The organism is Mycobacterium sp. E1386 (assembly GCF_001672745.1).
Taxonomy (GTDB): Bacteria; Actinomycetota; Actinomycetes; order Mycobacteriales; family Mycobacteriaceae; genus Mycobacterium.
The window spans coordinates 1-19,386 of sequence record NZ_LZKH01000053.1; the positions used below are offsets into that span (position 1 = coordinate 1).

Consider the following 19,386-nt stretch of genomic DNA (forward strand, 5'->3'; position numbering starts at 1 on the left):
TCGCCGCCGGGGCGGTTCGCGCCTGCTGAAAAGCCGCATAGGCCAGGCCGTTGAGGACCGGGTCGACGGCCTCGGTGCGGGCGATGGCGGCCTCGACCACCTCCGCCCTACTGACCCAGCCGGCCTGTAGCGCGTGGGCGAGGCCGACCGCGTCCAGATCACCGAGGGCGTCGTCGCCGAACGCATGCACGTGTCGCATGTAACCGACGCTAGCCCGCGCCCGCGCGGGGCTTAGGCCTGGCCCACCTCGAAGCGCACGAACCGCGTAACCGTCACGCCGGCCTCGTCGAGCAGGGCCTTGACCGTCTTCTTGCTGTCGGACACCGAGGGCTGCTCCAGCAGCACGGAGTCCTTGAAGAAACCGTTCAGCCGGCCTTCGACGATCTTGGGCAGCGCCTGCTCCGGCTTGCCCTCGGCCTTCGCCGTTTCCTCGGCGATGCGGCGCTCGCTGGCCACGACGTCCTCGGGGACGTCGTCGCGGGACAGGAAGCGCGCCTTGAGCGCCGCGATCTGCAGCGCGACGGAGTGCGCGGCCTCGACGTCGGAGCCGCTGTATTCCACCAAGACACCGACGGCGGGCGGCAGGTCCGCGGCCCGCTTGTGCAGGTAGGCCTCGACGGTGCCGTCGAAGTACGCGACACGGCGCAGCTCGAGCTTCTCGCCGATCTTGGCCGACAGGTCGGCGATGGCCTGCTCGACCGTCTTACCGCCCGTGGTGGCAGCCTTGAGCGCCTCGACGTCGGTGGCCTTGGATTCGGCCGCCGCGGCGACGATGTCGTCGGCCAGCTTCTGGAACTCGGCGTTCTTGGCGACGAAGTCGGTCTCGGAGTTCAGCTCGATCAGCGCGCCGCCCTTGGCCGCGACCAGACCCTCGGCCGTGGCACGCTCGGCGCGCTTGCCTACGTCCTTGGCGCCCTTGATGCGCAACGCCTCGACGGCCTTGTCGAAGTCGCCGTCACTCTCGGCCAGCGCGTTCTTGCAGTCGAGCATCCCGGCGCCGGTGAGCTCCCGAAGCTTCTTGACGTCGGCGGCGGTGAAGTTGGCCAATGCTCAGCCTTCCTTAGGAGGGTTCGGTGGTTGATTCGGTCGCGCCCGCAGCGGCTTCGGTGGGGGCGGCGGTTGCAGCGGCGGAGGCCAGCAGTTCCTGCTCCCACTCGGGCAGCGGCTCGGCGGCTTCGGCCTCGGGCTTGCCGTCGGTGCGGCCGACCCCGGCGCGGGCCTGCAGGCCCTCGGCAACCGCGGAGGCGATCACCTTGGTCAGCAGGGCGGCCGAGCGGATCGCGTCGTCGTTCCCGGGAATCGGGTAGTCGACCTCGTCGGGGTCGCAGTTGGTGTCCAGGATCGCGATGACCGGGATGCCCAGCTTGCGGGCCTCGCCGACGGCGATGTGCTCTTTGTTGGTGTCGACGACCCAGATCGCCGACGGCACCTTGGCCATGTCGCGGATACCGCCCAGGCTGCGCTCCAGCTTGTTCTTCTCCCGGGTCAGCATCAGGATCTCTTTCTTGGTGCGACCCTCGAAGCCGCCGGTCTGCTCCATCGCCTCGAGCTCCTTGAGGCGCTGCAGCCGCTTGTGCACCGTGGAGAAGTTGGTCAGCATGCCGCCCAGCCAGCGCTGGTTCACGTAGGGCATGCCGACGCGGGTCGCCTCGGCCGCGACGGATTCCTGCGCCTGCTTCTTGGTGCCGACGAACATGATGCTGCCGCCGTGGGCGACGGTCTCCTTGACGAACTCGTACGCCTTGTCGATGTAGGTCAGCGTCTGCTGCAGGTCGATGATGTAGATGCCGTTGCGGTCGGTGAAGATGAACCGCTTCATCTTGGGATTCCAACGACGGGTCTGGTGCCCGAAGTGAGTGCCGCTGTCCAGCAGCTGTTTCATGGTTACGACGGCCATGCTCGTGCCTTACTTGTGTCGGTTGTCGCCCGGCATCGGGTGAAGCCGGGCCCTGGCGCCTGCTGCGATGCCGGACCCTGTTAAGGGACCGCCCGGCATGCGGTGCGAACTCCTAATAAAACGGGAGACGCGGGGCGGACGCGCGAAGTCAGCCCGCGAACGAGCTGCGACCAGGAGTTTACACCGACTCAGCTGGTGGTTTTGCACAGCACCGCCCCGGCCTGAGTGGTGCCGGCGCAGGCGGGGCGATGAACTGAGCCGATGCGACGGGTTTTGCCGCTGATGCTGTGCCTGGCGGTGCTCGGCGCGGGGCCGGCGGTTGCGGACGACGCCCGCCTGGATTGGCCGTTGCGCCCGCCGCCAGCTGTCACCCGCGGATTCGACGCCCCGTCACCGGACTGGAAGCCCGGGCATCGGGGCGTGGACCTGGCCGCGGCCGCAGGTCAGCCGGTGTACGCGGCGGGCACCGCCACCGTGGTGTTCGCCGGACGGCTGGCGGGGCGGCCGGTGGTGTCGCTGGCCCACCCGGGCGGGCTGCGCACCAGCTACGAGCCGGTCCGGGCGGCGGTGCGGGTGGGTCAGCCGGTTACCGCCCAGACCGTGATCGGCTCGTTGGAGGCCGGGCATCCCGGCTGCCGGGCCGCCGCGTGCCTGCACTGGGGCGCGATGTGGGGTCCGGCCTCGGGCGCGCACTATGTCGATCCGCTGGGTTTGGTGAAGTCGACGCCGATCCGGCTCAAGCCGCTGCAGCGGGGTTGAGTGTGCGCCTAAGGCGGTCCCGCGCGGCGTGTCGCCGCCCAGGCCGCACACTCAACGTCCTGAGCGCACGCTCATGCCCGCGGATGGGCCTGATCGTGCACCGCCCGCAACCGCGAGACGGCGACATGGGTGTAGAGCTGCGTGGTCGCCAGGCTCGAATGGCCGAGCAGTTCCTGAACGACCCGCAGGTCGGCCCCGCCTTCCAGCAGATGCGTGGCCGCGCTGTGCCGCAGGCCGTGCGGCCCCATGTCCGGCGCGCCGTCCACCGCGGACACCGTCTCGTGCACGACGGTGCGGGCCTGGCGGACATCGAGCCGCCGCCCACGCGCACCCAGCAGCAGCGCCGGCCCAGACTCGGCGGTCACCAGCGCGGGACGCCCCTCGTCCAGCCAGGCGCGCAGCGCCTCGGCGGCCGGCGTCCCGAACGGCACGGTGCGCTGCTTGTTGCCCTTACCGAGCACCCGGATCAGCCGGTGCCCGGCGTCCACATCGTCGACGTCCAGGCCGCACAGTTCGCTCACCCGGATCCCGGTGGCATACAGCATCTCGACGATCAACCGGTCCCGCAATGCCATCGGATCGCCTTGTTGGGCACCGGATTTCGCGGCGGCCATTGCGTCGAGGGCCTGGTCTTGGCGCAGCACCGCCGGCAGGGTGCGGTGCGCCTTGGGCACCTGAAGCCGGGCCGCCGGGTCCGCGGCCAGCAGCCCGCGCCGGACGGCCCACGCGGTGAACGCCTTGACCGCCGAGGTGCGACGGGCGAGCGTGGTGCGGGCGGCACCCGCGGCCCCCGAGGCCGACAACCAGGACCGCAAGAGGGGCAGGTTCAATCCGTCCAGTCCGGCGCCGCGGTCGTCGAGAAAGTTCAGCAACGAGCGCACGTCGCCGAGATAGGCCCGACGGGTGTGGGCCGACCGGCCGCATTGCAGCGACAGGTATTCGTCGAACTCCTCGAGGATGGCCTCCACGCCTGCGACGTTCGCATGAGCCGCGGACTCCGATCAGTCGACGCGCCGAAGCGTGTCCGGGGTGAGATCTTTCAGTGTCGGATAGCCGTCGACGGCCATGATCAGGTCCGCTTCGGCCAGCAGCGAACGCAGCACGTGCACGATGCCGTCGGCCCCACCGAGCGCCAGGCCGTACGCGTACGGCCGGCCGACGCCCACCGCGGTCGCGCCCAGCGCCAGCGCTTTGACGATGTCGGCGCCGTTGCGGATGCCCGAATCGAACAGCACCGGCAGGCCGTCGGCCGCCTCGACCACACCCGGCAGGCAGTCCAGCGCGGGCAGGCCGCCGTTGGCCTGGCGGCCGCCGTGCGTCGAGCAGTAGATGCCGTCGACGCCGCCGTCCTTGGCGCGCCGGGCGTCGTCGGGATGGCAGACGCCCTTGATGATGAGCGGTAGCTCGGTCAGCGATCGCAACCACGGAAGGTCGTCCCACGTCAACGGATTGCCGAACGTCGTGATCCACTGCAGCACAGTGGCCTGCGGGTCCTCCTCGGGCGGGCGCGGCAGGCCGGCGCGAAAGACCGGGTCGCTGGTGTAGTTGCTCAGGCACAGGCCCCGCAATTGCGGAAAGTTCGCCGTGCTGAGGTCCCGCGGACGCCATCCGGGAATCCAGGTGTCCAGGGTGACGATGATGCCCCTGTAGCCGGCGGCCTCGGCGCGTTGCACGAGGCTGGCGGCGAGCTCGCGATTCTTCGGCGTGTACAGCTGGAAAAAGCCGGGGGTGTCGCCGAACTGGGCGGCGACGTCTTCCAGCGGGTCGGCGGTCAGCGTGGAAACGACCATTGGGACACCGGTGGCCGCGGCGGCGCGCGCGGTGGCCAGGTCGCCGTGGCCGTCTTGAGCGCAGATGCCGATCACGCCGATCGGGGCCATGAACAACGGTGACGGCAGCGTGAGGCCAAACACCTCAACCGACAGGTCCCGCTCGGCGGCGCCGACGAACATGCGGGGCATCAGGCCCCAGCGGTCGAACGCCTCGCGATTGGCGCGTTGGGTGCGCTCGTCTCCGGCGCCACCGGTGACGTAGGACCACACCGACGGCGACATCGCCCGCTCGGCCCGGGCCTCCAGCTCCGCGAAGGCCATCGGCAGCGCGGGCGCGATCCCGCCCAGACCCTTGAAGTAGATCTCGTTCTGGTAATCGCCGTAATGCGCCATGGGAGTAGAGGATGCCAGCCGGCGGTCAGGCCGACGAATCCGCTAGGAAGCCCCGGCCTCCGCCTCGGCCAATTCCTTCTTCCATTGCCGGAACGTCTCTTCGGTGCGGCCGCGGCGCCAGTAACCCGAGATGGACGACGCCCACTTGGCGTCCACGCCGCGCTCCTTGCGGATGTAGGGCCGCAGATTGTGCATCACGCTTTGCGCCTCGCCGTGAATGAAGACGTGCACCTGACCGGGCAGCCACGGCGTGGTGGTGACCGCCTCGATGAGCGGTGCGTGGTCGCCGGCGCGGTCCTCGGGGACCAAATCGGCCCGCCCGCCGCGATAGACCCAATGCACCTCGACGCCTTCCGGCGCGGTCAGCGGAATCTCGTCTTCCTGGCCCGCCACCTCGATGAACGCCTTGCCAACGGCGTTGGGGGGCAGCGCCTCCAGCGCCGCGGCGATGGCCGGAAGCGCCGACTCGTCGCCGGCCAGCAGATGCCAGTCGGCCGCCGGGTCGGGGGTGTAGGCACCGCCTGGCCCCATCAGGAAGATGCGCTGGCCGGGCTGGGCCGCCGCGGCCCATTGGCCCGCGACCCCGTGCTCGCCGTGCACGACGATGTTCAGCGTGATCTCGCCGGCCGCCGCATCCACGTGCCGGACGGTCATGGTCCGGACCGACGGCCTCTTCTCGGGGGGCAGGCCGGCGAAGCTGTCCAGGGTCAGCGGCTGGGGCAGGTCCGCGACGTCGACGTCGTCCGCGACGAACGCCAACTTCACGTAGGAGTCGGTGAATTTGCTTGGCACGAAGGCGTCGAAGTCCTTGCTCCTCAGCACCACGCCGACCATGTGCGGTGTGAGTTCCTTGGTATCGACAACCTCGAAGCGTTGCAGAGGTCGACCCGCCACTTGTCCTCCTGTCCCCGCCCGACCCCCGTCGACTATACGAGCCGCGTCGTCGATGCAGCTTGGCCGCTCGCGGCCCGGAGAAGTCGCCACCTGCCCTCCTGACGCTGCACCAACCCGGCCAGCTCGAGGATCGCCAGCGGACCCAACACCCGCTCGGGCGCCAGCCCCGACGCGACCGCGAGTTGCTCGACGGTGGCGGCGCCGCGGCCGGGCAGCGCCTCGTACACCCGGCGCTCGTCGTCGCTGAGCCCGTCGAGTGCCGTCGCCGGGCGCGGCTCCTCGGCTGCCAGCTCCCCGATGCGGCCGATCAGCTCGACGACGTGGTCGGCCCGGGTCACCAGCTCGGCGCCGTTGCGCAGCAACGCATGGCACCCGGCCGACGCGGACGACGTCACCGGCCCCGGCACGGCGGCCACCACCCGGCCCAGCGCCCTCGCCCAGGCGGCGGTGTTCGCGGCGCCGCTGCGCAGGCCGGCTTCCACCACCACCGCGGCCCCCGCGGCGGCGGCAACCAGGCGATTGCGGGTCAGGAATCGGTGGCGGGCCGGCCGGACACCGGGCGGGTACTCGGTGAAGAGCAGCCCGTGTTGCCCCACGCGGTGCAGCAGCGCCGTGTGGCCGCTCGGATAGGGAATGTCGAGCCCGCCGGCGAGAACGGCCACGGTGATTCCGTCCGCGTTCAACACCGCCCGGTGGGCCGCGCCGTCGATGCCGTAGGCGCCGCCGGAGACGACCGCGACCTCACGTTGCGCCAGCCCCGCCGCCAGGTCCTCGGCCACCTGCTCGCCATACGCCGTCGCAGCCCGAGTGCCCACCACGGCGGCCGCGCGGTGCGTCACCTCGTCGAGCCGGATCGGGCCCTGCGCCCACAACACCATCGGCGCCCCGCCGCGAGCTTTCGCCGGGGCATTCCCGAACGCGGCGAACGCCAGCAGCGGCCACTCGTCGTCATCGGGGGTGATCAACCGTCCGCCCCGGCGGGCGAGTAGCTCGAGGTCGGCGGCGGCGCAGTCGATTTCGCGCCGCGCTTCGGTGTGCCGCGCCAGCCCGTCGTCCACCAGTCCGCGACGGACCCGGTCGGCGGCCTCCGCCGGACCAACGGATCGCACGAGGGTGGCGAGCTCGGCGCAGGGCGGCTCGGCCACCCGGGACAGGTACGCCCAGGCGCGCAGCGCGGGATCGTCGACCGCGGTCAGCATCGCCGTGCTCCCGGCTCCAAGAGTTCGCCAAGGATCCGTATAGCCCCGTACGCGAATGTGTTGTCGTGGCCCCTCGTTCGCCATCTAGCCGGCAAGGAAAGGACCGAACAATGACCATCTGCCTGCCGACCCGGCTCGCCGCTCCCGCCCGTCCCGTGAACCCGTGGGCTATCGCGGCGTTCGCCCTGAGCCTGGTCAGCTGGTGCGGCTTGCCCATTCCCATCCTGAGCGGCGCCCTCGCTTCCGTAGCACTGCGCGACTTGGAACAACGCGGTGAAGGCGGCCGCGCGATGGCGCAGTTCGCCAGGGCGTTCGCCATCCTGGTGACCGTCGCGATCGTGGTCCGGGGCGGGCACAACGACTTGCTGACGAAGGCGTACTGGTGACCCGGGTCCGGCGCTCATCGCTGGGCTCCCGGTTGGCGGAAGCTGAGCGCGGCCGCGACCTCCGCGGGCCCGGGCGATACGCCGCCGGCCAGGTCGGTCAGGCTCCACGCGACCCGCAGGGTGCGGTCCAGCCCCCGGATGCTGAGCAGCCCCCGGTCGAGGGCTTGCTGTAGCGGCGACATCGCGGCGTTGCCGGGCCGGAACTTGCGGCGCAACAGGACCCCGCTGACCTCGGCGTTGGTGCGGAATCCGTGCGGCAGCCACCGCTCGGCCGCGGCCGCGCGGGCCTGCGCCACCCGTTGGCGAACCTGTGCCGTCGATTCGGCTTCGGCGCCCGAGAAGGCACCCGCGCGCACCGAATGCATTTCCACCCGCAGGTCCACCCGGTCGAGCAGGGGCCCGGACAGCTTGCCCAGGTAGCGACGCTTGACCGCCGCCGCGCAAATGCAGTCCTGCGGATCGGCGGGCGCGCACGGGCACAGGTTGGCGGCCAACACCAGCTGGAACCGGGCCGGGTAACAGGCCACCCCATCGCGTCGAGCGAGCCGAATCTCCCCGTCCTCCAAGGGGGTTCGCAATGCCTCCAGCGCCCTGACGCTGATTTCGGCGCATTCGTCTAGGAAGAGCACCCCGCGGTGCGCGCGGCTGACCGCCCCCGGGCGCGCCATGCCCGAACCGCCGCCGACGAGCGCCGCCACGCTGGAGCTGTGGTGTGGCGCCACGAACGGCGGCGTGGTGATCAGCGGCGTGTCCCCCGAGAGCAGCCCGGCCACGGAATGGATCGCGGTGACTTCCAGCGACTCGCTCTCCGACAGCGGTGGCAACAGGCCCGGAAGCCGTTGCGCCAGCATGGTTTTGCCGACGCCCGGCGGTCCGGTGAGCATGAGGTGATGTGACCCGGCCGCGGCGACCTCCACCGCGAAGCGCGCCTGGGTCTGCCCCACCACATCGGAGAGATCCGCCGAGGCCTCGGCTGCGGTGGCCGTCGCGGTGATCCTGTGGTCCAGGGCGGCGGACCCGCTGAGCCACTTCTGCAGCTGCCCCAACGTGCGCACGCCCCAGACGTCGATCCCGTCGACCAGGCTGGCCTCGGCCAGGTTGTCCACCGGGACCACGACGGTCGGCCAGCCGTCGCGTTTGGCGGCCAGCACCGCCGGCAGTACGCCGCGCACCGGACGGACCCGGCCGTCCAGCGACAGCTCACCCAGCAGCACCGTCTTCTCCAGGCGGTCCCACGGGTTCTTCCGTTGCGCCGACAGGACGGCCGCGGCCAGGGCGATGTCGTAGACGGAGCCCATCTTGGGCAGCGTCGCCGGGGACAGCGCGAGCGTGAGCCGCGCCATCGGCCAGCTGTTGCCGGTGTTGGCGACCGCCGCCCTGACCCGGTCACGGGACTCCTGCAGGGCGGCGTCGGGCAGACCGACCAGATGCACGCCCGGCAGTCCGGAGGTGATGTCGGCTTCGATCTCCACGATTTGGCCGTCCACCCCGCGGACGGCGACCGAGAACGCGCGACCCAGCGCCATCAGCCGATCCCTTGCAGGTGAGTGATTTCGGGTGTGCGCCGGCGCCCGATCCGCACCCGGATCACGTCGATCCGCAGCGCCGCCCAGCCCTTGTCCTGGCCGGCCAGCCACAGGCCGGCGAGTCGGCGCAGCCGGCGAACCTTGCGCTCGGTGACCGCGTATGCCAGCCCGCCGTAGCCGTCCCCGGTACGGGCCTTCACCTCGACGAACACCACCGTGCGGGTGGCCTCGTCGCAGGCGATCACGTCGAGTTCGCCGTAGCGGCAGCGCCAATTACGTTGCAGGATACGCAATCCCATCCTCGTCAGGTGGTCCACGGCGAGCGCCTCACCCAGCGCCCCGAGTTGGACCCGCGTCAAAGTCGTTTCGGTCGTCATGGGAGCCAATGTGTCCGACAACCCTGACGCGGCGGGGCCGCAGCGACGCCCGCGACCCGTCCGCGTCGACCGGTTATCCCCAGTGCCGTCTACATCCACAACCGGGCCACAACCGACTAGCCGATTCGGTCCGCCCTGGTGTAGATGTTCATCGAGTCCTCCCGCAGGAATGCCACCAGCGTGATGCCCGACTCCTCGGCCAACGAGACCGCCAGTGACGACGGCGCGGACACGGCGGCCAGCACCGGAATCCCGGCCAGCACCGCTTTTTGCGTCAACTCGAAGGAGGCCCGCCCACTGACCAACAGCACCGAGCCGACCAGCGGCACCCGCCGCTGTTCCAGCGCCCAGCCGATGACCTTGTCGACCGCGTTGTGCCTGCCGACATCCTCCCGCACCGCCAGCATGGTGCCGTCGGCGGCGAACAGCGCCGCGGCGTGCAGACCACCGGTGCTATCGAAAACCTTTTGCGCCGAACGCAGTTGGGCGGGCATCGCCTCGAGGGCGGCCGCCGTCACGGTGGCGGGGTCCGCGCCGGGTGCGAAGCGGCCGATCAGCCGCACGGCGTCCAGCGACGCCTTGCCGCAGACCCCGCACGACGAGGTGGTGTAGAAGTTGCGGGTCACGTCGAGGGCCGGCACCGTGACGCCGGCGGCCAGCGTCACGTCGAGCACGTTATAGGTGTTCGCGCCCTCGACGGCGCCGCCGCAATAGCGGATCGTCAACACGTCGTCGCGGCCGGTGATGATCCCCTCGGTGAGCAGAAAGCCTTGCGCGAGTTCGAAATCCGCGCCCGGGGTGCGCATCGTCACGGTGACCGCCGCGCCGTTCACCCGGATCTCCAGCGGCTCCTCGACGACCAGCGTCTCCGACCGGCTGACGACTTTCCCGGCGGTTAGATGTTTCACCCGCCGGCGCGCAGTTACGTGCCGCACTAGGCGAATTCACCGTCAGCCGGGATCGCGGCGAAACGCTGGGACCTCACGCAGCCAAACTACCCTGGTCGGCGTCACACCGCCGAAGCCAGCGCCCTCAGGGTTTCCGCCGAGGAGTGCACCGGCCGCCAGCCGAGTTGGGTGCGCGCTTTGGTGGTGTCCATGACCATCGACGTGCGCGCGGTGTGCAGCCATTCCAGCATGGACGGTACGAGCGGCACCCGCGAAAGCGCCGCCGACGCCGCCGAGGCCGCAGCGGCCGGCACCCGCACGGGGCGGCCGCCCAGGGCCCTGGCCACGTCGCCCACCGTCACGACGCCGTCGCCGGCGATGTTGTACGCCCCGGGCGGTGCCGGGGTGGTCGCCGCCAGCGCGATCGCGCTCGCGACGTCGTCGTGGTGTACCAGCTGCAGCGGGATGCCCGGATCCGGAACGACGGGCTTGAGTATCGGCACCGCCTTGACCACGGCCCGCATCGGGCCGGGTAGTTGGTTCCACGGCATGGCATCGGCCAGAACTTTGGCGTTGGGCCCGGCGACGATGCACGGCCGCAGCACGAACACCTCGAGGGGCGAGTCCTTGGTGATCTCGCCGAGCAGCGCCTCGCACGCCGCCTTCTGTGCCGAGTAGTAGTGCTCGTCGGACCCTCGTGCCGGAACGTCCTCGGTCAGCGGGTCGGGGTTGTCGCCGTGATACCCGTAGGCCGCCACCGACGAGGTGTAGACCAGGCGACGTGTCCGCTCGCTGGCGACCGTCGCCTCGAACACGTTGCGGGTGCCCTGCAGGTTGATGCGGGCGCTCTCTTCCCGCGACCCCATGATGATGAAAGCCAGGTGGATGACCACGTCGGCCTGCGCCACCAGGGCGTCGACGGCCTCGCGGTCCAGGATGTCGCCCTGCTGATAGGTGGTCTTCTGCCAGCCGCGCGACGACGGGTCGAACGGCCGGCGCGCCATCCCGACGATGGCGTCCACGGCGGGTTCACGCTCCAGCGCCGTCACCGCGGACATACCGATCTCGCCGGTTGGCCCTGTCACCGCGACGGTAATTCCCACTTGAAGGCTTTTTCCCGCCGGGCGCGCGCCGAAACCACAGGTGGCAAATGTCACCACGCCCGCAACCCGCGGGTGCGCCGATTCGTGCGCGCCGGACGCGCGGGTACCCGTAGTGTCAGCGGGCCTTCGCCCGCGGCCGGGGTGCGTGGGTTTCGTCGCAATCGCACCGAACAGCGTGTGGGGGCCGGTCCCAGGGCCGATAATCTACGGCGATCGAAACGCGGGGTCAGACTGCCCGAGCGCAGGGAATGAGGCACAACATGGGGGACGAATCGACGGCCGGTCCGACACCGGGCGGGGAGAAGGCCGACCCCGGGACGGTGTTCGCCGCGCTGGCCGAGATCATCTACCAGGGCTCGGACGCCGGCCAGATGTATGCCGCCATCTGCATCGCCGCCACCCTGGTCGTCCGCGGATGCGACCACGCCAGCCTGTTGTTGCGTGACGGCGACCGCTACGTCACCGTGGGCGCGAGTGACCAGCTGGCGCGGGATATCGACGAGCTGGAGCGGCGATCGGGCGACGGCCCCTGCATCGACGCCATCGAGGAGGAGACCCCGCAGATCGACCCGGACCTGACGACGCCGTCGCTGTGGCCGCAGCTGGCGAAGGTCCTGGTGGCGGAAACGCCGGTGCGCGGGGCGATGGGCTTTCGGCTGCTGGTGGACAAACGCAAAGCCGCCGCGCTCAACCTGTTCAGCGACAGTCCCAACGTGTTCGACGCCGAGTCGGCCGGGCGCGCGGCGGTGCTGGCCGCGTTCGCCAGCGTGGCCATCAACGCGGTCGCCAAGGGCGAGGACGCCACCAGCCTGCGGCGGGGATTGCTGAGCAACCGCGAGATCGGCAAGGCGGTCGGCATGTTGATGCTGCTCCACGACATGACCGAGACGCAGGCGTTCGACCTACTGCGGCGCCATTCCCAGGCGCTGAACATCAAGCTGGCCGATGTGGCGCGGGAGGTCATCGACAGACGGGGCGAGCTGCCGTCCGCGGAAGACAAGGAGAACGGCTAGCCTCGGCTACTCCGGCAGCCGCAGCTCGGGCTTTTCCACCTCTTCGATGTTGACGTCCTTGAACGTCACCACCCGCACCTGCTTGACGAACCGCGCCGGGCGGTACATGTCCCACACCCAGGCGTCGGACAGTCGCAGCTCGAAGTACACCTCGCCGTCGGCGTTGCGGGGCACCATCTCCACGCTGTTGGCCAGGTAGAAGCGCCGCTCGGTTTCCACGACGAAGCTGAACTGGCCGACGATGTCCTTGTATTCGCGGTACAGCGAGAGCTCCATCTCGGTTTCGTACTTTTCGAGATCCTCGGCACTCATCTGTTCAGACGTCCTTCTCGGAGAAACACTTCCCCCGGCGTTCCGCCCGGGGAATCCTGGTCCCATCTTTCCTCACCGATATCCGCCGCGCGCGGGCGAGGGTCCGGTCGGCATTCGGCCACGACGCGGCCGCCCGACCCTGCCGACCCTATGGCCACGCGCCGGACGTTGATGAACGAACGGCGGTGTTCGGGGCAGGGACCCATCCGCGTCAGCGCCCTGCTGTGCGCCGGTGTGCTGTAGCCCTTGTGCTCGGCGAAGCCATAACCCGGGTGGTCGGCGTCCATGGCGACCATCAACCGGTCCCGGCTTACCTTCGCCAGCACGCTGGCGGCGGCGATGCACGCCGCCACCGCGTCGCCGCCGATGACCGGAAGGGACGGCACCGCCAGGCCGGGCACCCGGAATCCGTCGCTGAGCACGTAACCGGGCCGCAGCGCCAGGCCCGCCACGGCGCGGCGCATTCCTTCGATGTTGGCGACATGCACGCCGCGCCGGTCCACTTCGGCCGGCGGGATGAACACCACGTGATAAGCCAGCGCGTAACGGCGGATCAGCGGGAACAGCCTTTCCCGGGCACTCTCGGTGAGCTTTTTCGAATCGTCAAGCGCGGCAAGGCTTTCCAGGCGTCCCGGGCCAAGCACGCAGGCCGCCACCACCAGTGGGCCCGCGCAGGCGCCGCGGCCGACTTCGTCCACGCCGGCCACCGGCCCCAGGCCGCTGCGGTACAGCGCAGACTCCAGGGTCCGCAACCCCGACGACTTGCGGATCACCGTCCGCGGCGGCCACGTCGTGGCCATGGCTACTGATGCTGCTGCGGGTTCACCGAAGAGACGCCACCCCATCGCCCGGGCGGCCACACGATGAACCTCGCCTTGCCGATCACGTTGGACACCGGCACGGTCCCCGACGCGGGATCGCCGGTGCACAACACTCCCTTGAGCGCCTCGGTCGGGACACTGTTGCAGTGGGCGCGGGAATCCGCCGAGTGCGTCCGGTTGTCGCCCATCACCCACAGCCGCCCCTGCGGAACCGTGACCGGCCCGAACTCGCTGCCCAGGCACGGGTACTTCGCCGGGTCGGCCATCATGGTGTTCGTATCCAGGTAGGGCTCCTTGAGCGGCTTGCCGTCGACCGTCAGCCCGGTGTCGGCCCGGCACTGCACGGTCTGCCCCCCAACCGCGATGACCCGCTTGACCAAGTCGTTTTCGTCGGGAGGCACGAAGCCGATGAAGGACAGCGCATCCTGCGCCCACCGCAGCACGGTGTTGTTCGACCGGATCGACTTGTACCCCAGGTTCCAGGAGGGCGGTCCCTTGAAGACGATGACGTCCCCGGGACGGGGCGACTCGAAGCGATAGCTGACCTTGTCGACCATGATCCGGTCGCCGACACACCCGGTGCACCCGTGCAGCGTCGGCTCCATCGATTCCGACGGAATGAGGTAGGGCCGTGCCACGAACGTCAACATGACGTAATAGAGGGCCACCGCGATCACCGCCAGCAGCGCGAATTCCCTCAGCGCGGATCGCTTGGTGCGCTCCGGCGCGCCCTCGTCGGGCGCCTCTCCCGGTTCGGGAATCTCCGGGGACTCGCCTTCGGGCGTGTCCGGGATGCGGGTGGAGACCTTCGGCTCTGACTGGGCGGACTGGGGCTCAGATGAGTCCGTGGGATCGGTCACGAGATCAGAGTAGCCAGCGCAGATTGTGGCGCGCTAAACCGACCGCGACCGCCGCCCGGCCGTCCCGGCTCAGCGCTTTTCCTTGATCTTGGCCTTCTTGCCGCGAAGCTCACGCAGGTAGTACAGCTTGGCGCGGCGGACATCGCCACGGGTCACCACCTCGATGTGGTCGATGTTCGGCGAATGCACGGGAAAGGTCCGCTCGACGCCGACGCCGTAGCTCTCCTTGCGGACGGTGAAGGTCTCGCGGATGCCACCGCCCTGCCGACGGATCACCGCGCCCTTGAACACCTGGATACGCTCCTTGGCGCCCTCGATGACCTTGACGTGCACGTTGATGGTGTCGCCCGGGCCGAAAACCGGGATGTCGTCGCGCAGCGACGCTTGGTCGACGAAGTCCAGGCGGTTCATCGTAAGAAGACACTTCCTTGCGCTCGCGGCCTGCGGCAACAGCGCTCACCTGGATGTGAGGCAGTCGCCAAGCCGATGGTCTGGGGCAACTTGGGCGTATCTCGCAGCAGGCAAGAAGCGGCCCGGCCGGCCGGCCACCGCTGGAGACAACTGGTCAATTGTGCCAGACGGGAGGCTTGCCACGAAAATCACAGCCTCGGAGGCGGTTCGCAACGAGCCGAAAACGCTGGTGAATGGTACATATGACTGGGGCCCGAAGGCGCTACCGGACCTTGCGTAGGCCGGGGCAGGTGGCGCGATCCGGCCCGGCACCCGTGCACTTGGGTGCGCCGGAGCACGTCGGAGGAGAGGAATGCGCGTTCGGCCGCTGATTCTGTTCACCGCCACAGCGGCGGTGGCGTTGATCGTGGCTGCCGGATGCGAGGCGAAGGTACAGGCCAAGGTCTATAGCCTCCCGGTCTACGTCACGCCCGACCGAGGTCTGCGCCAGCCGCCCCCACAATCGGCCGAGCTCATGCTCGAGGCGGTCAAGCCACCCCAGCCCGAACGGCAACTGACGAGCCCGGGGCCCGTCGGCCTGCAGGCGCGGGTGCAGCAGGCGACCGACGAAGCCGCCGCCGGCGGAGCCGCCCTCTCGGTGGCGATCCTCGATCGCAAGACCCACCAGCTGGTCTCCACCGGCAACAGCCAGGTCATCGGCACTGCGTCGGTGGCCAAGCTGTTCATCGCCGACGACCTGCTGCTGCACGCATCGGAGGGCAAGGCCGCGCTGACCGCCGACGACCGCCAGGCGTTGGACATCATGTTGCAGTCATCCGACGACGGCGCGGCCGAGAAGTTCTGGGGCCAGGGCGGCGAGAACGCCATCATCACAGCGGTCGCGGCCCGCTACGGGCTCACGTCGACCACCCCGCCCAGCGACGGGCGCTGGTGGAACACGATGAGCACCACGACCGACCTGATCCGCTACTACGAGATGCTGCTAGACGGGTCGGGCGGGCTGCCCGCCGACAAGGCGAAGGTCATCGTGGACGACCTGGCGCAGTCCACCCCGAACGGGCTCGACGGCTACCCCCAACGCTTCGGCATCCCGGATGGGCTGTACGCCGAGCCCGTTGCGGTCAAGCAGGGCTGGATGTGCTGCATCGGCGCCGACTGGATGCACCTGTCGACCGGGGTGATCGGCGCGGATCGTCGCTACATCATGGTGGTGCAGTCCCTGCAGCCCTCCGACGACGCCACCGCCCGCGACACCATCACCCGGGCGGTCAGGACGATATTTCCCGAGGGCCGGATCGACCCGCTGGGCCGCGGGCTCTAATCTCGCGGGTCCAGCAGCTCGGGCCGGCGCTCGCGGGTGCGTTGCAGCGAGACCTCCCGGCGCCAGGCGGCGACGCGCGCGTGGTCGCCGGATAGCAACACCTCGGGAACGTCGAGCCCGCGCCAGCTCGGCGGCCGGGTGTAGCTGGGCCCCTCCAGCAGCCGGTCCAGGGCTGGGGAGTGCGAATCCTCGCGGTGCGACGCCGGATTGCCGAGGACACCCTCGAGCAGGCGCACCACGGCCTCGATCATCACCACCGCCGCCGATTCCCCGCCGGGCAGGACATAGTCGCCGATCGAGACCTCCTCGACCCGCATCCGCCGGGCCGCATCGTCGATGACCCGCTGGTCGATGCCCTCGTAACGGCCGCACGCGAACACCAGGTGCTCCTCGGCGCTCCACCGCTGGGCGTCAGCCTGCGTGAACAACGCACCGGCCGGGGTGGGTACAACCAAAACGGTTCGCTCCGAACAGATTTCGTCCAGCGCTTCGCCCCACACCGGGGCCTTCATCACCATCCCGGGGCCGCCGCCGTACGGCGCGTCGTCGACTGAGCGATGCACGTCGTGCGTCCAACGACGCAGATCGTGCACCCGCAGGTCGACTCGGCCCGACTGAATCGCCTTGCCTGGCAACGATTGTCGCAACGGGTCGAGGAAGGTGGGGAAGATCGTGACGACGTCGATTCTCATGCCAGATCCAGCAGGCCCTCGGGCGGATCGATCTCGACGCTGCGGTCGTCGAGCGACACCGAGGTGACGATCGCGCCGACGAACGGCACCAGCACTTCCCCGCCGTCGCCTCGGCGCACCGCCAACAGCTCGCCCCCGGCGGTGTGCAGCACCTCGGCGACGACGCCGACGTCCTGGCCCGTAACGGTCCGGACGTGCAGCCCTTCGAGTTGGTGGTCGTAGTAGGTGTCGGGCTCCTCGATGGGCGGCAGATCATCGGAATCGACGACGAACACGGTGCCGCGCAGCGCGTCGGCGGCGTCCCGGTCCGTCACCCCGGCCAATCGCACCAGCAGCCGCCCACCGTGTTCGCGCGCGCTCTCGACGACGAAGTCACGTTCTTCCCCACCGCGGGATGCCTTGCCGCGCAGAGCATTACCCGGTGCGAAACGGGTCGCGGGGTCGTCGGTGCGGATCTCGACGACGACCTCGCCGCCGATCCCGTGCGCCTTGGCGACGCGCCCGACGGTCAACTCCAACGGAGCTCCATCAGCGGCTACTGGTCGGTGTCCACCACGTCGACGCGGATACCACGGCCCCCGATACCGGCGACCAGAGTGCGCAGGGCGGTCGCGGTGCGTCCGCCGCGACCGATCACCTTGCCCAGGTCGTCGGGATGGACGTGGACCTCGACAGTTCTGCCGCGGCGGCTGGTCACCATGTCGACCCGGACATCGTCGGGGTTGTCGACAATCCCGCGGACCAGGTGCTCCACTGCGTCAACGACGACGGTGCTCACGTCAGTCAGCTTTCGGTGGCCGGCGCGGCCTGCTCGCCGCCCTCGGCGGCCGGCTCGGTCGCCGCGGCCTCAGCGGGCGCCTCGGGGGCGGCGGCTTCCGGCGTGGCGGCCTCCGGCTCGGCGGCCTTGGCGGCCTTCTTCGCCGGCGCCTTCTTCTTCGGCTTCGCGGCCTCGGTGGTCGGACCGCCCTCGGCCTCGGCCAGCGCGGCGTTGAACAGCTCGAGCTTGCTGGGCTTCGGCGGGGCGACCTTCAAGCGGCCCTCGGCGCCCGGCAGGCCCTTGAACTTCTGCCAGTCGCCGGTGATCTTCAGCAGCTTGAGCACGGGCTCGGTGGGTTGAGCACCCACGGACAGCCAGTACTGCGCACGCTCGGAGTTGATCTCGATGAGGCTCGGGTCTTCCTTCGGGTGGTAACGGCCGATGACCTCGATGGAGCGACCGTCACGCCGCGTCCGCGCGTCGGCGACGGCGATGCGGTACTGGGGATTGCGGATCTTGCCAAGCCGAGTCAGCTTGATCTTCACAGCCATGGTTAAGCGGGTTCTCCTGTGTGTGTCACGCTGCAATTCAGCGATCGGGGCGGGATGCCCGGATCCGGTTTTGCCTCGCGTGTATGACCACGAAGCGATGCGTAATCGCTCGGTGGACAGCCGCCTATTGTGCCAGACCAGGGCGCCGCGCCAGAAATCCGCTCGATCGCCGCGAGGGTGCCGTCCTGGCCGAAGCCGGCCTACATGACCTTCTGGAAGACCTTGGTCTCGACCCGGCGGGTCATCCGCCAGCCCTCGGACGTGCGGGCGAACTCGTCGTCGTACCAGAGCCCGCAGAACAGCACCTGATCCTTATCCCCGCCGAGCACCATCGGGTTGAAGCAGATCACCCGCGAAGACGCCGTATCCCCGTCGATCCGCACCGAGAAGTTGCCCAGCATGTGCGCGTATACCGGGAAGTTCGGCAGCACCTCCGACAGCCACTTCTTGACCTCCGGATAGTGGCCTTCGATGCCGCCGAGGGCGGTGTAGTCGATGTAGGCGTCTTCCGTGAACACCTTGTCGAGGTCGTCGAATCGGCGCTGGTCGATGGCGGTGGAATAGTCCACCAGAAGCTGCTGGATCTCTAAGCGGTCGGAAATCTCGGCCAGGCTCAACATGCATCGGACAGTAGACGAAAATCGACGGCGAACAGGCCCGGAAGTTAGACTTTCGGCCCATGCGCAAGGTCATGGCCCTCAGGGTCGGCGTCGCGGCCCTGCTCACGGTGGGTGCGTGCGGCGCGACCGTCCCCGCGTCGTGGGCCGACAGCATGCAGCCGGTGGGCTCGGTGCCGATCCCGGACGGCCCGGCCCAGACCTGGATCGTCGCCGACCTCGACAGCGGTCAGGTGCTGGCCGGCCGCGACCAGAACGTGCCCCACCCGCCGGCGAGCACCATCAAGACGCTGCTCGCCCAGGTGGTCCTCGACTCGGTGAGCCTGGACTCCACCGTCGTCGCCGACGCCGCCGACACCCAGGTCGAGTGCAACTGCGTCGGCATCAAACCGGGGCGCACCTACACCGCGCGCCAGCTCCTCGACGGCCTGCTGCTGGTCTCGGGTAACGACGCCGCGAACACGCTGGCGCACATGCTGGGCGGGCCCGACGTCACGGTCGCCAAGATGAACGCCAAGGCCGCCTCCCTCGGCGCGACGAGCACCCATGCCGCGACGCCGTCCGGGCTCGACGGGCCCGGCGGATCCGGGTCCTCGACGGCGCACGACCTGGCCGTCATCTTCCGCGCCGCGATGGCCAACCCGGTGTTCGCGCAGATCACGGCCGAGCCGTCGGCGATGTTCCCCGGCGATAACGGCGATCACCCGATCACCAACCAGGACGAGCTGTTGCAGCGCTACCCCGGCGCGATCGGCGGCAAGACCGGGTTCACCAACGCGGCCCGCAAGACGTTCGTCGGGGCCGCCGCCCGCGGTGGCCGCCGGCTGGTCATCGCCAT

23 protein-coding genes and 2 pseudogenes are annotated in these 19,386 nt (G+C 69.7%); 5 read left to right on the forward strand and 20 right to left on the reverse strand.

Annotation, left to right across the window (positions count from 1 at the left end; translation table 11 throughout):
* The 3 genes and pseudogenes from A5709_RS05075 to rpsB form a co-directional block, all read right to left on the reverse strand.
* Positions 1-199, reverse strand: a pseudogene (locus tag A5709_RS05075) (amidase); the annotation flags it as partial.
* 32 nt (positions 200-231) lie between these two features.
* Positions 232-1,047: a translation elongation factor Ts gene (tsf, locus tag A5709_RS05080; protein ID WP_067944827.1), complete on the reverse strand. Its 816-nt coding sequence runs from the start codon at positions 1,045-1,047 to the stop codon at positions 232-234.
* Positions 1,048-1,060: 13 nt separating this feature from the next.
* Complete coding sequence (gene rpsB / locus A5709_RS05085) at positions 1,061-1,897, reverse strand: 30S ribosomal protein S2 (RefSeq protein ID WP_067944826.1); 837 nt, start codon at positions 1,895-1,897, stop codon at positions 1,061-1,063.
* 261 nt (positions 1,898-2,158) lie between these two features.
* Between rpsB and A5709_RS05090 the strand changes: the two are divergent.
* Positions 2,159-2,644: pseudogene (locus A5709_RS05090) on the forward strand (M23 family metallopeptidase); the annotation flags it as partial.
* 83 nt (positions 2,645-2,727) lie between these two features.
* Here A5709_RS05090 and A5709_RS05095 read toward each other — a convergent pair.
* Genes A5709_RS05095 through dprA form a run of 4 tightly spaced genes read right to left on the reverse strand, consistent with a single transcriptional unit; the run spans position 2,728 to position 6,914 of the window.
* The gene (locus A5709_RS05095; RefSeq protein WP_068118452.1) at positions 2,728-3,624 is read right to left on the reverse strand and encodes a tyrosine recombinase XerC; all 897 of its coding nucleotides are present in this window, start codon (positions 3,622-3,624) and stop codon (positions 2,728-2,730) included.
* A gap of 33 nt (positions 3,625-3,657) precedes the next feature.
* Complete coding sequence (locus tag A5709_RS05100; protein ID WP_068118455.1) at positions 3,658-4,821, reverse strand: lactate 2-monooxygenase; 1,164 nt, start codon at positions 4,819-4,821, stop codon at positions 3,658-3,660.
* A 42-nt stretch (positions 4,822-4,863) separates the two neighbouring features.
* Complete coding sequence (locus A5709_RS05105; protein WP_067944822.1) at positions 4,864-5,715, reverse strand: siderophore-interacting protein; 852 nt, start codon at positions 5,713-5,715, stop codon at positions 4,864-4,866.
* Positions 5,716-5,747: 32 nt separating this feature from the next.
* Entirely contained in the window at positions 5,748-6,914 is a 1,167-nt protein-coding gene (dprA, locus tag A5709_RS05110) for a DNA-processing protein DprA (RefSeq protein ID WP_068118458.1), read from the reverse strand.
* A 110-nt stretch (positions 6,915-7,024) separates the two neighbouring features.
* Between dprA and A5709_RS05115 the strand changes: the two genes are divergently transcribed.
* Positions 7,025-7,300 (forward strand): DUF4190 domain-containing protein, encoded by a 276-nt coding sequence (locus tag A5709_RS05115; protein ID WP_068118461.1) that lies wholly within the window; start codon positions 7,025-7,027, stop codon positions 7,298-7,300.
* A gap of 14 nt (positions 7,301-7,314) precedes the next feature.
* Here the strand turns inward: A5709_RS05115 and A5709_RS05120 are convergent, their stop codons facing one another.
* From A5709_RS05120 to A5709_RS05135, 4 genes are all read right to left on the reverse strand, one after another.
* Entirely contained in the window at positions 7,315-8,826 is a 1,512-nt protein-coding gene (locus A5709_RS05120; protein WP_068118463.1) for a YifB family Mg chelatase-like AAA ATPase, read from the reverse strand.
* The gene (locus A5709_RS05125; protein ID WP_067944818.1) at positions 8,826-9,203 is read right to left on the reverse strand and encodes a YraN family protein; all 378 of its coding nucleotides are present in this window, start codon (positions 9,201-9,203) and stop codon (positions 8,826-8,828) included. Before A5709_RS05125 ends, A5709_RS05120 begins: the two co-directional genes overlap by 1 nt.
* Positions 9,204-9,319: 116 nt before the next feature.
* Positions 9,320-10,138, reverse strand: coding sequence for a formate dehydrogenase accessory sulfurtransferase FdhD (gene fdhD, locus A5709_RS05130; protein WP_068118465.1), 819 nt, complete (start codon positions 10,136-10,138; stop codon positions 9,320-9,322).
* A gap of 74 nt (positions 10,139-10,212) precedes the next feature.
* Complete coding sequence (locus A5709_RS05135; RefSeq protein ID WP_068118469.1) at positions 10,213-11,193, reverse strand: SDR family oxidoreductase; 981 nt, start codon at positions 11,191-11,193, stop codon at positions 10,213-10,215.
* A 260-nt stretch (positions 11,194-11,453) separates the two neighbouring features.
* Here A5709_RS05135 and A5709_RS05140 point away from each other — a divergent pair, with 260 nt between their 5' ends.
* Entirely contained in the window at positions 11,454-12,206 is a 753-nt protein-coding gene (locus tag A5709_RS05140; RefSeq protein WP_156767970.1) for a GAF and ANTAR domain-containing protein, read from the forward strand.
* A 6-nt stretch (positions 12,207-12,212) separates the two neighbouring features.
* Here A5709_RS05140 and A5709_RS05145 read toward each other — a convergent pair whose 3' ends face one another.
* The 4 genes from A5709_RS05145 to rplS all read right to left on the reverse strand — a co-directional run bounded on the left by A5709_RS05145 (position 12,213) and on the right by rplS (position 14,610).
* Entirely contained in the window at positions 12,213-12,518 is a 306-nt protein-coding gene (locus tag A5709_RS05145) for a DUF2469 domain-containing protein (protein ID WP_046184425.1), read from the reverse strand.
* On the reverse strand, positions 12,515-13,318 hold the full coding sequence (locus A5709_RS05150) for a ribonuclease HII (RefSeq protein WP_068118475.1): 804 nt from the start codon (positions 13,316-13,318) through the stop codon (positions 12,515-12,517). Before A5709_RS05150 ends, A5709_RS05145 begins: the two co-directional genes overlap by 4 nt.
* A gap of 2 nt (positions 13,319-13,320) precedes the next feature.
* The gene (gene lepB, locus A5709_RS05155) at positions 13,321-14,199 is read right to left on the reverse strand and encodes a signal peptidase I (protein WP_068118479.1); all 879 of its coding nucleotides are present in this window, start codon (positions 14,197-14,199) and stop codon (positions 13,321-13,323) included.
* A 69-nt stretch (positions 14,200-14,268) separates the two neighbouring features.
* The gene (gene rplS, locus A5709_RS05160) at positions 14,269-14,610 is read right to left on the reverse strand and encodes a 50S ribosomal protein L19 (protein ID WP_007171386.1); all 342 of its coding nucleotides are present in this window, start codon (positions 14,608-14,610) and stop codon (positions 14,269-14,271) included.
* Positions 14,611-14,962: 352 nt separating this feature from the next.
* Between rplS and A5709_RS05165 the strand changes: the two genes are divergently transcribed.
* Positions 14,963-15,931: a hypothetical protein gene (locus A5709_RS05165; protein WP_068118480.1), complete on the forward strand. Its 969-nt coding sequence runs from the start codon at positions 14,963-14,965 to the stop codon at positions 15,929-15,931.
* On the opposite strand, the gene trmD is transcribed toward A5709_RS05165, so the two are convergent.
* The 5 genes from trmD to A5709_RS05190 form a co-directional block, all read right to left on the reverse strand.
* Positions 15,928-16,623: a tRNA (guanosine(37)-N1)-methyltransferase TrmD gene (gene trmD, locus A5709_RS05170; RefSeq protein ID WP_068008900.1), complete on the reverse strand. Its 696-nt coding sequence runs from the start codon at positions 16,621-16,623 to the stop codon at positions 15,928-15,930. The genes A5709_RS05165 and trmD overlap by 4 nt on opposite strands.
* Entirely contained in the window at positions 16,620-17,141 is a 522-nt protein-coding gene (gene rimM / locus A5709_RS05175; RefSeq protein WP_067944810.1) for a ribosome maturation factor RimM, read from the reverse strand. Before rimM ends, trmD begins: the two co-directional genes overlap by 4 nt.
* 17 nt (positions 17,142-17,158) lie before the next feature.
* Positions 17,159-17,401 carry an RNA-binding protein gene (locus A5709_RS05180; protein ID WP_003878715.1) on the reverse strand — a complete coding sequence of 81 codons (243 nt, stop codon included), beginning with the start codon at positions 17,399-17,401 and terminating at the stop codon, positions 17,159-17,161.
* A gap of 5 nt (positions 17,402-17,406) precedes the next feature.
* Positions 17,407-17,931 (reverse strand): 30S ribosomal protein S16, encoded by a 525-nt coding sequence (gene rpsP / locus A5709_RS05185; RefSeq protein WP_068118481.1) that lies wholly within the window; start codon positions 17,929-17,931, stop codon positions 17,407-17,409.
* A 200-nt stretch (positions 17,932-18,131) separates the two neighbouring features.
* Positions 18,132-18,551, reverse strand: a complete 420-nt coding sequence (locus tag A5709_RS05190) for a nuclear transport factor 2 family protein (RefSeq protein WP_067944808.1) — start codon at positions 18,549-18,551, stop codon at positions 18,132-18,134.
* Positions 18,552-18,622: 71 nt separating this feature from the next.
* Here A5709_RS05190 and A5709_RS05195 point away from each other — a divergent pair.
* A partial coding sequence (locus tag A5709_RS05195; protein ID WP_369827263.1) for a D-alanyl-D-alanine carboxypeptidase family protein occupies positions 18,623-19,386 on the forward strand: 764 nt, incomplete at its 3' end.

Coding starts and splice junctions, on each gene's coding strand:
- rpsB (WP_067944826.1), bottom strand. CDS start 1,897: ATGGCCGTCGTAACCATGAAACAGCTGCTGGACAGCGGCACTCACTTC.
- A5709_RS05100 (WP_068118455.1), bottom strand. CDS start 4,821: ATGGCGCATTACGGCGATTACCAGAACGAGATCTACTTCAAGGGTCTG.
- dprA (WP_068118458.1), bottom strand. CDS start 6,914: ATGCTGACCGCGGTCGACGATCCCGCGCTGCGCGCCTGGGCGTACCTG.
- A5709_RS05115 (WP_068118461.1), top strand. CDS start 7,025: ATGACCATCTGCCTGCCGACCCGGCTCGCCGCTCCCGCCCGTCCCGTG.
- A5709_RS05120 (WP_068118463.1), bottom strand. CDS start 8,826: ATGGCGCTGGGTCGCGCGTTCTCGGTCGCCGTCCGCGGGGTGGACGGC.
- A5709_RS05125 (WP_067944818.1), bottom strand. CDS start 9,203: ATGACGACCGAAACGACTTTGACGCGGGTCCAACTCGGGGCGCTGGGT.
- A5709_RS05140 (WP_156767970.1), top strand. CDS start 11,454: ATGGGGGACGAATCGACGGCCGGTCCGACACCGGGCGGGGAGAAGGCC.
- A5709_RS05145 (WP_046184425.1), bottom strand. CDS start 12,518: ATGAGTGCCGAGGATCTCGAAAAGTACGAAACCGAGATGGAGCTCTCG.
- A5709_RS05150 (WP_068118475.1), bottom strand. CDS start 13,318: ATGGCCACGACGTGGCCGCCGCGGACGGTGATCCGCAAGTCGTCGGGG.
- rplS (WP_007171386.1), bottom strand. CDS start 14,610: ATGAACCGCCTGGACTTCGTCGACCAAGCGTCGCTGCGCGACGACATC.
- A5709_RS05165 (WP_068118480.1), top strand. CDS start 14,963: ATGCGCGTTCGGCCGCTGATTCTGTTCACCGCCACAGCGGCGGTGGCG.
- trmD (WP_068008900.1), bottom strand. CDS start 16,623: ATGAGAATCGACGTCGTCACGATCTTCCCCACCTTCCTCGACCCGTTG.
- rpsP (WP_068118481.1), bottom strand. CDS start 17,931: ATGGCTGTGAAGATCAAGCTGACTCGGCTTGGCAAGATCCGCAATCCC.
- A5709_RS05190 (WP_067944808.1), bottom strand. CDS start 18,551: ATGTTGAGCCTGGCCGAGATTTCCGACCGCTTAGAGATCCAGCAGCTT.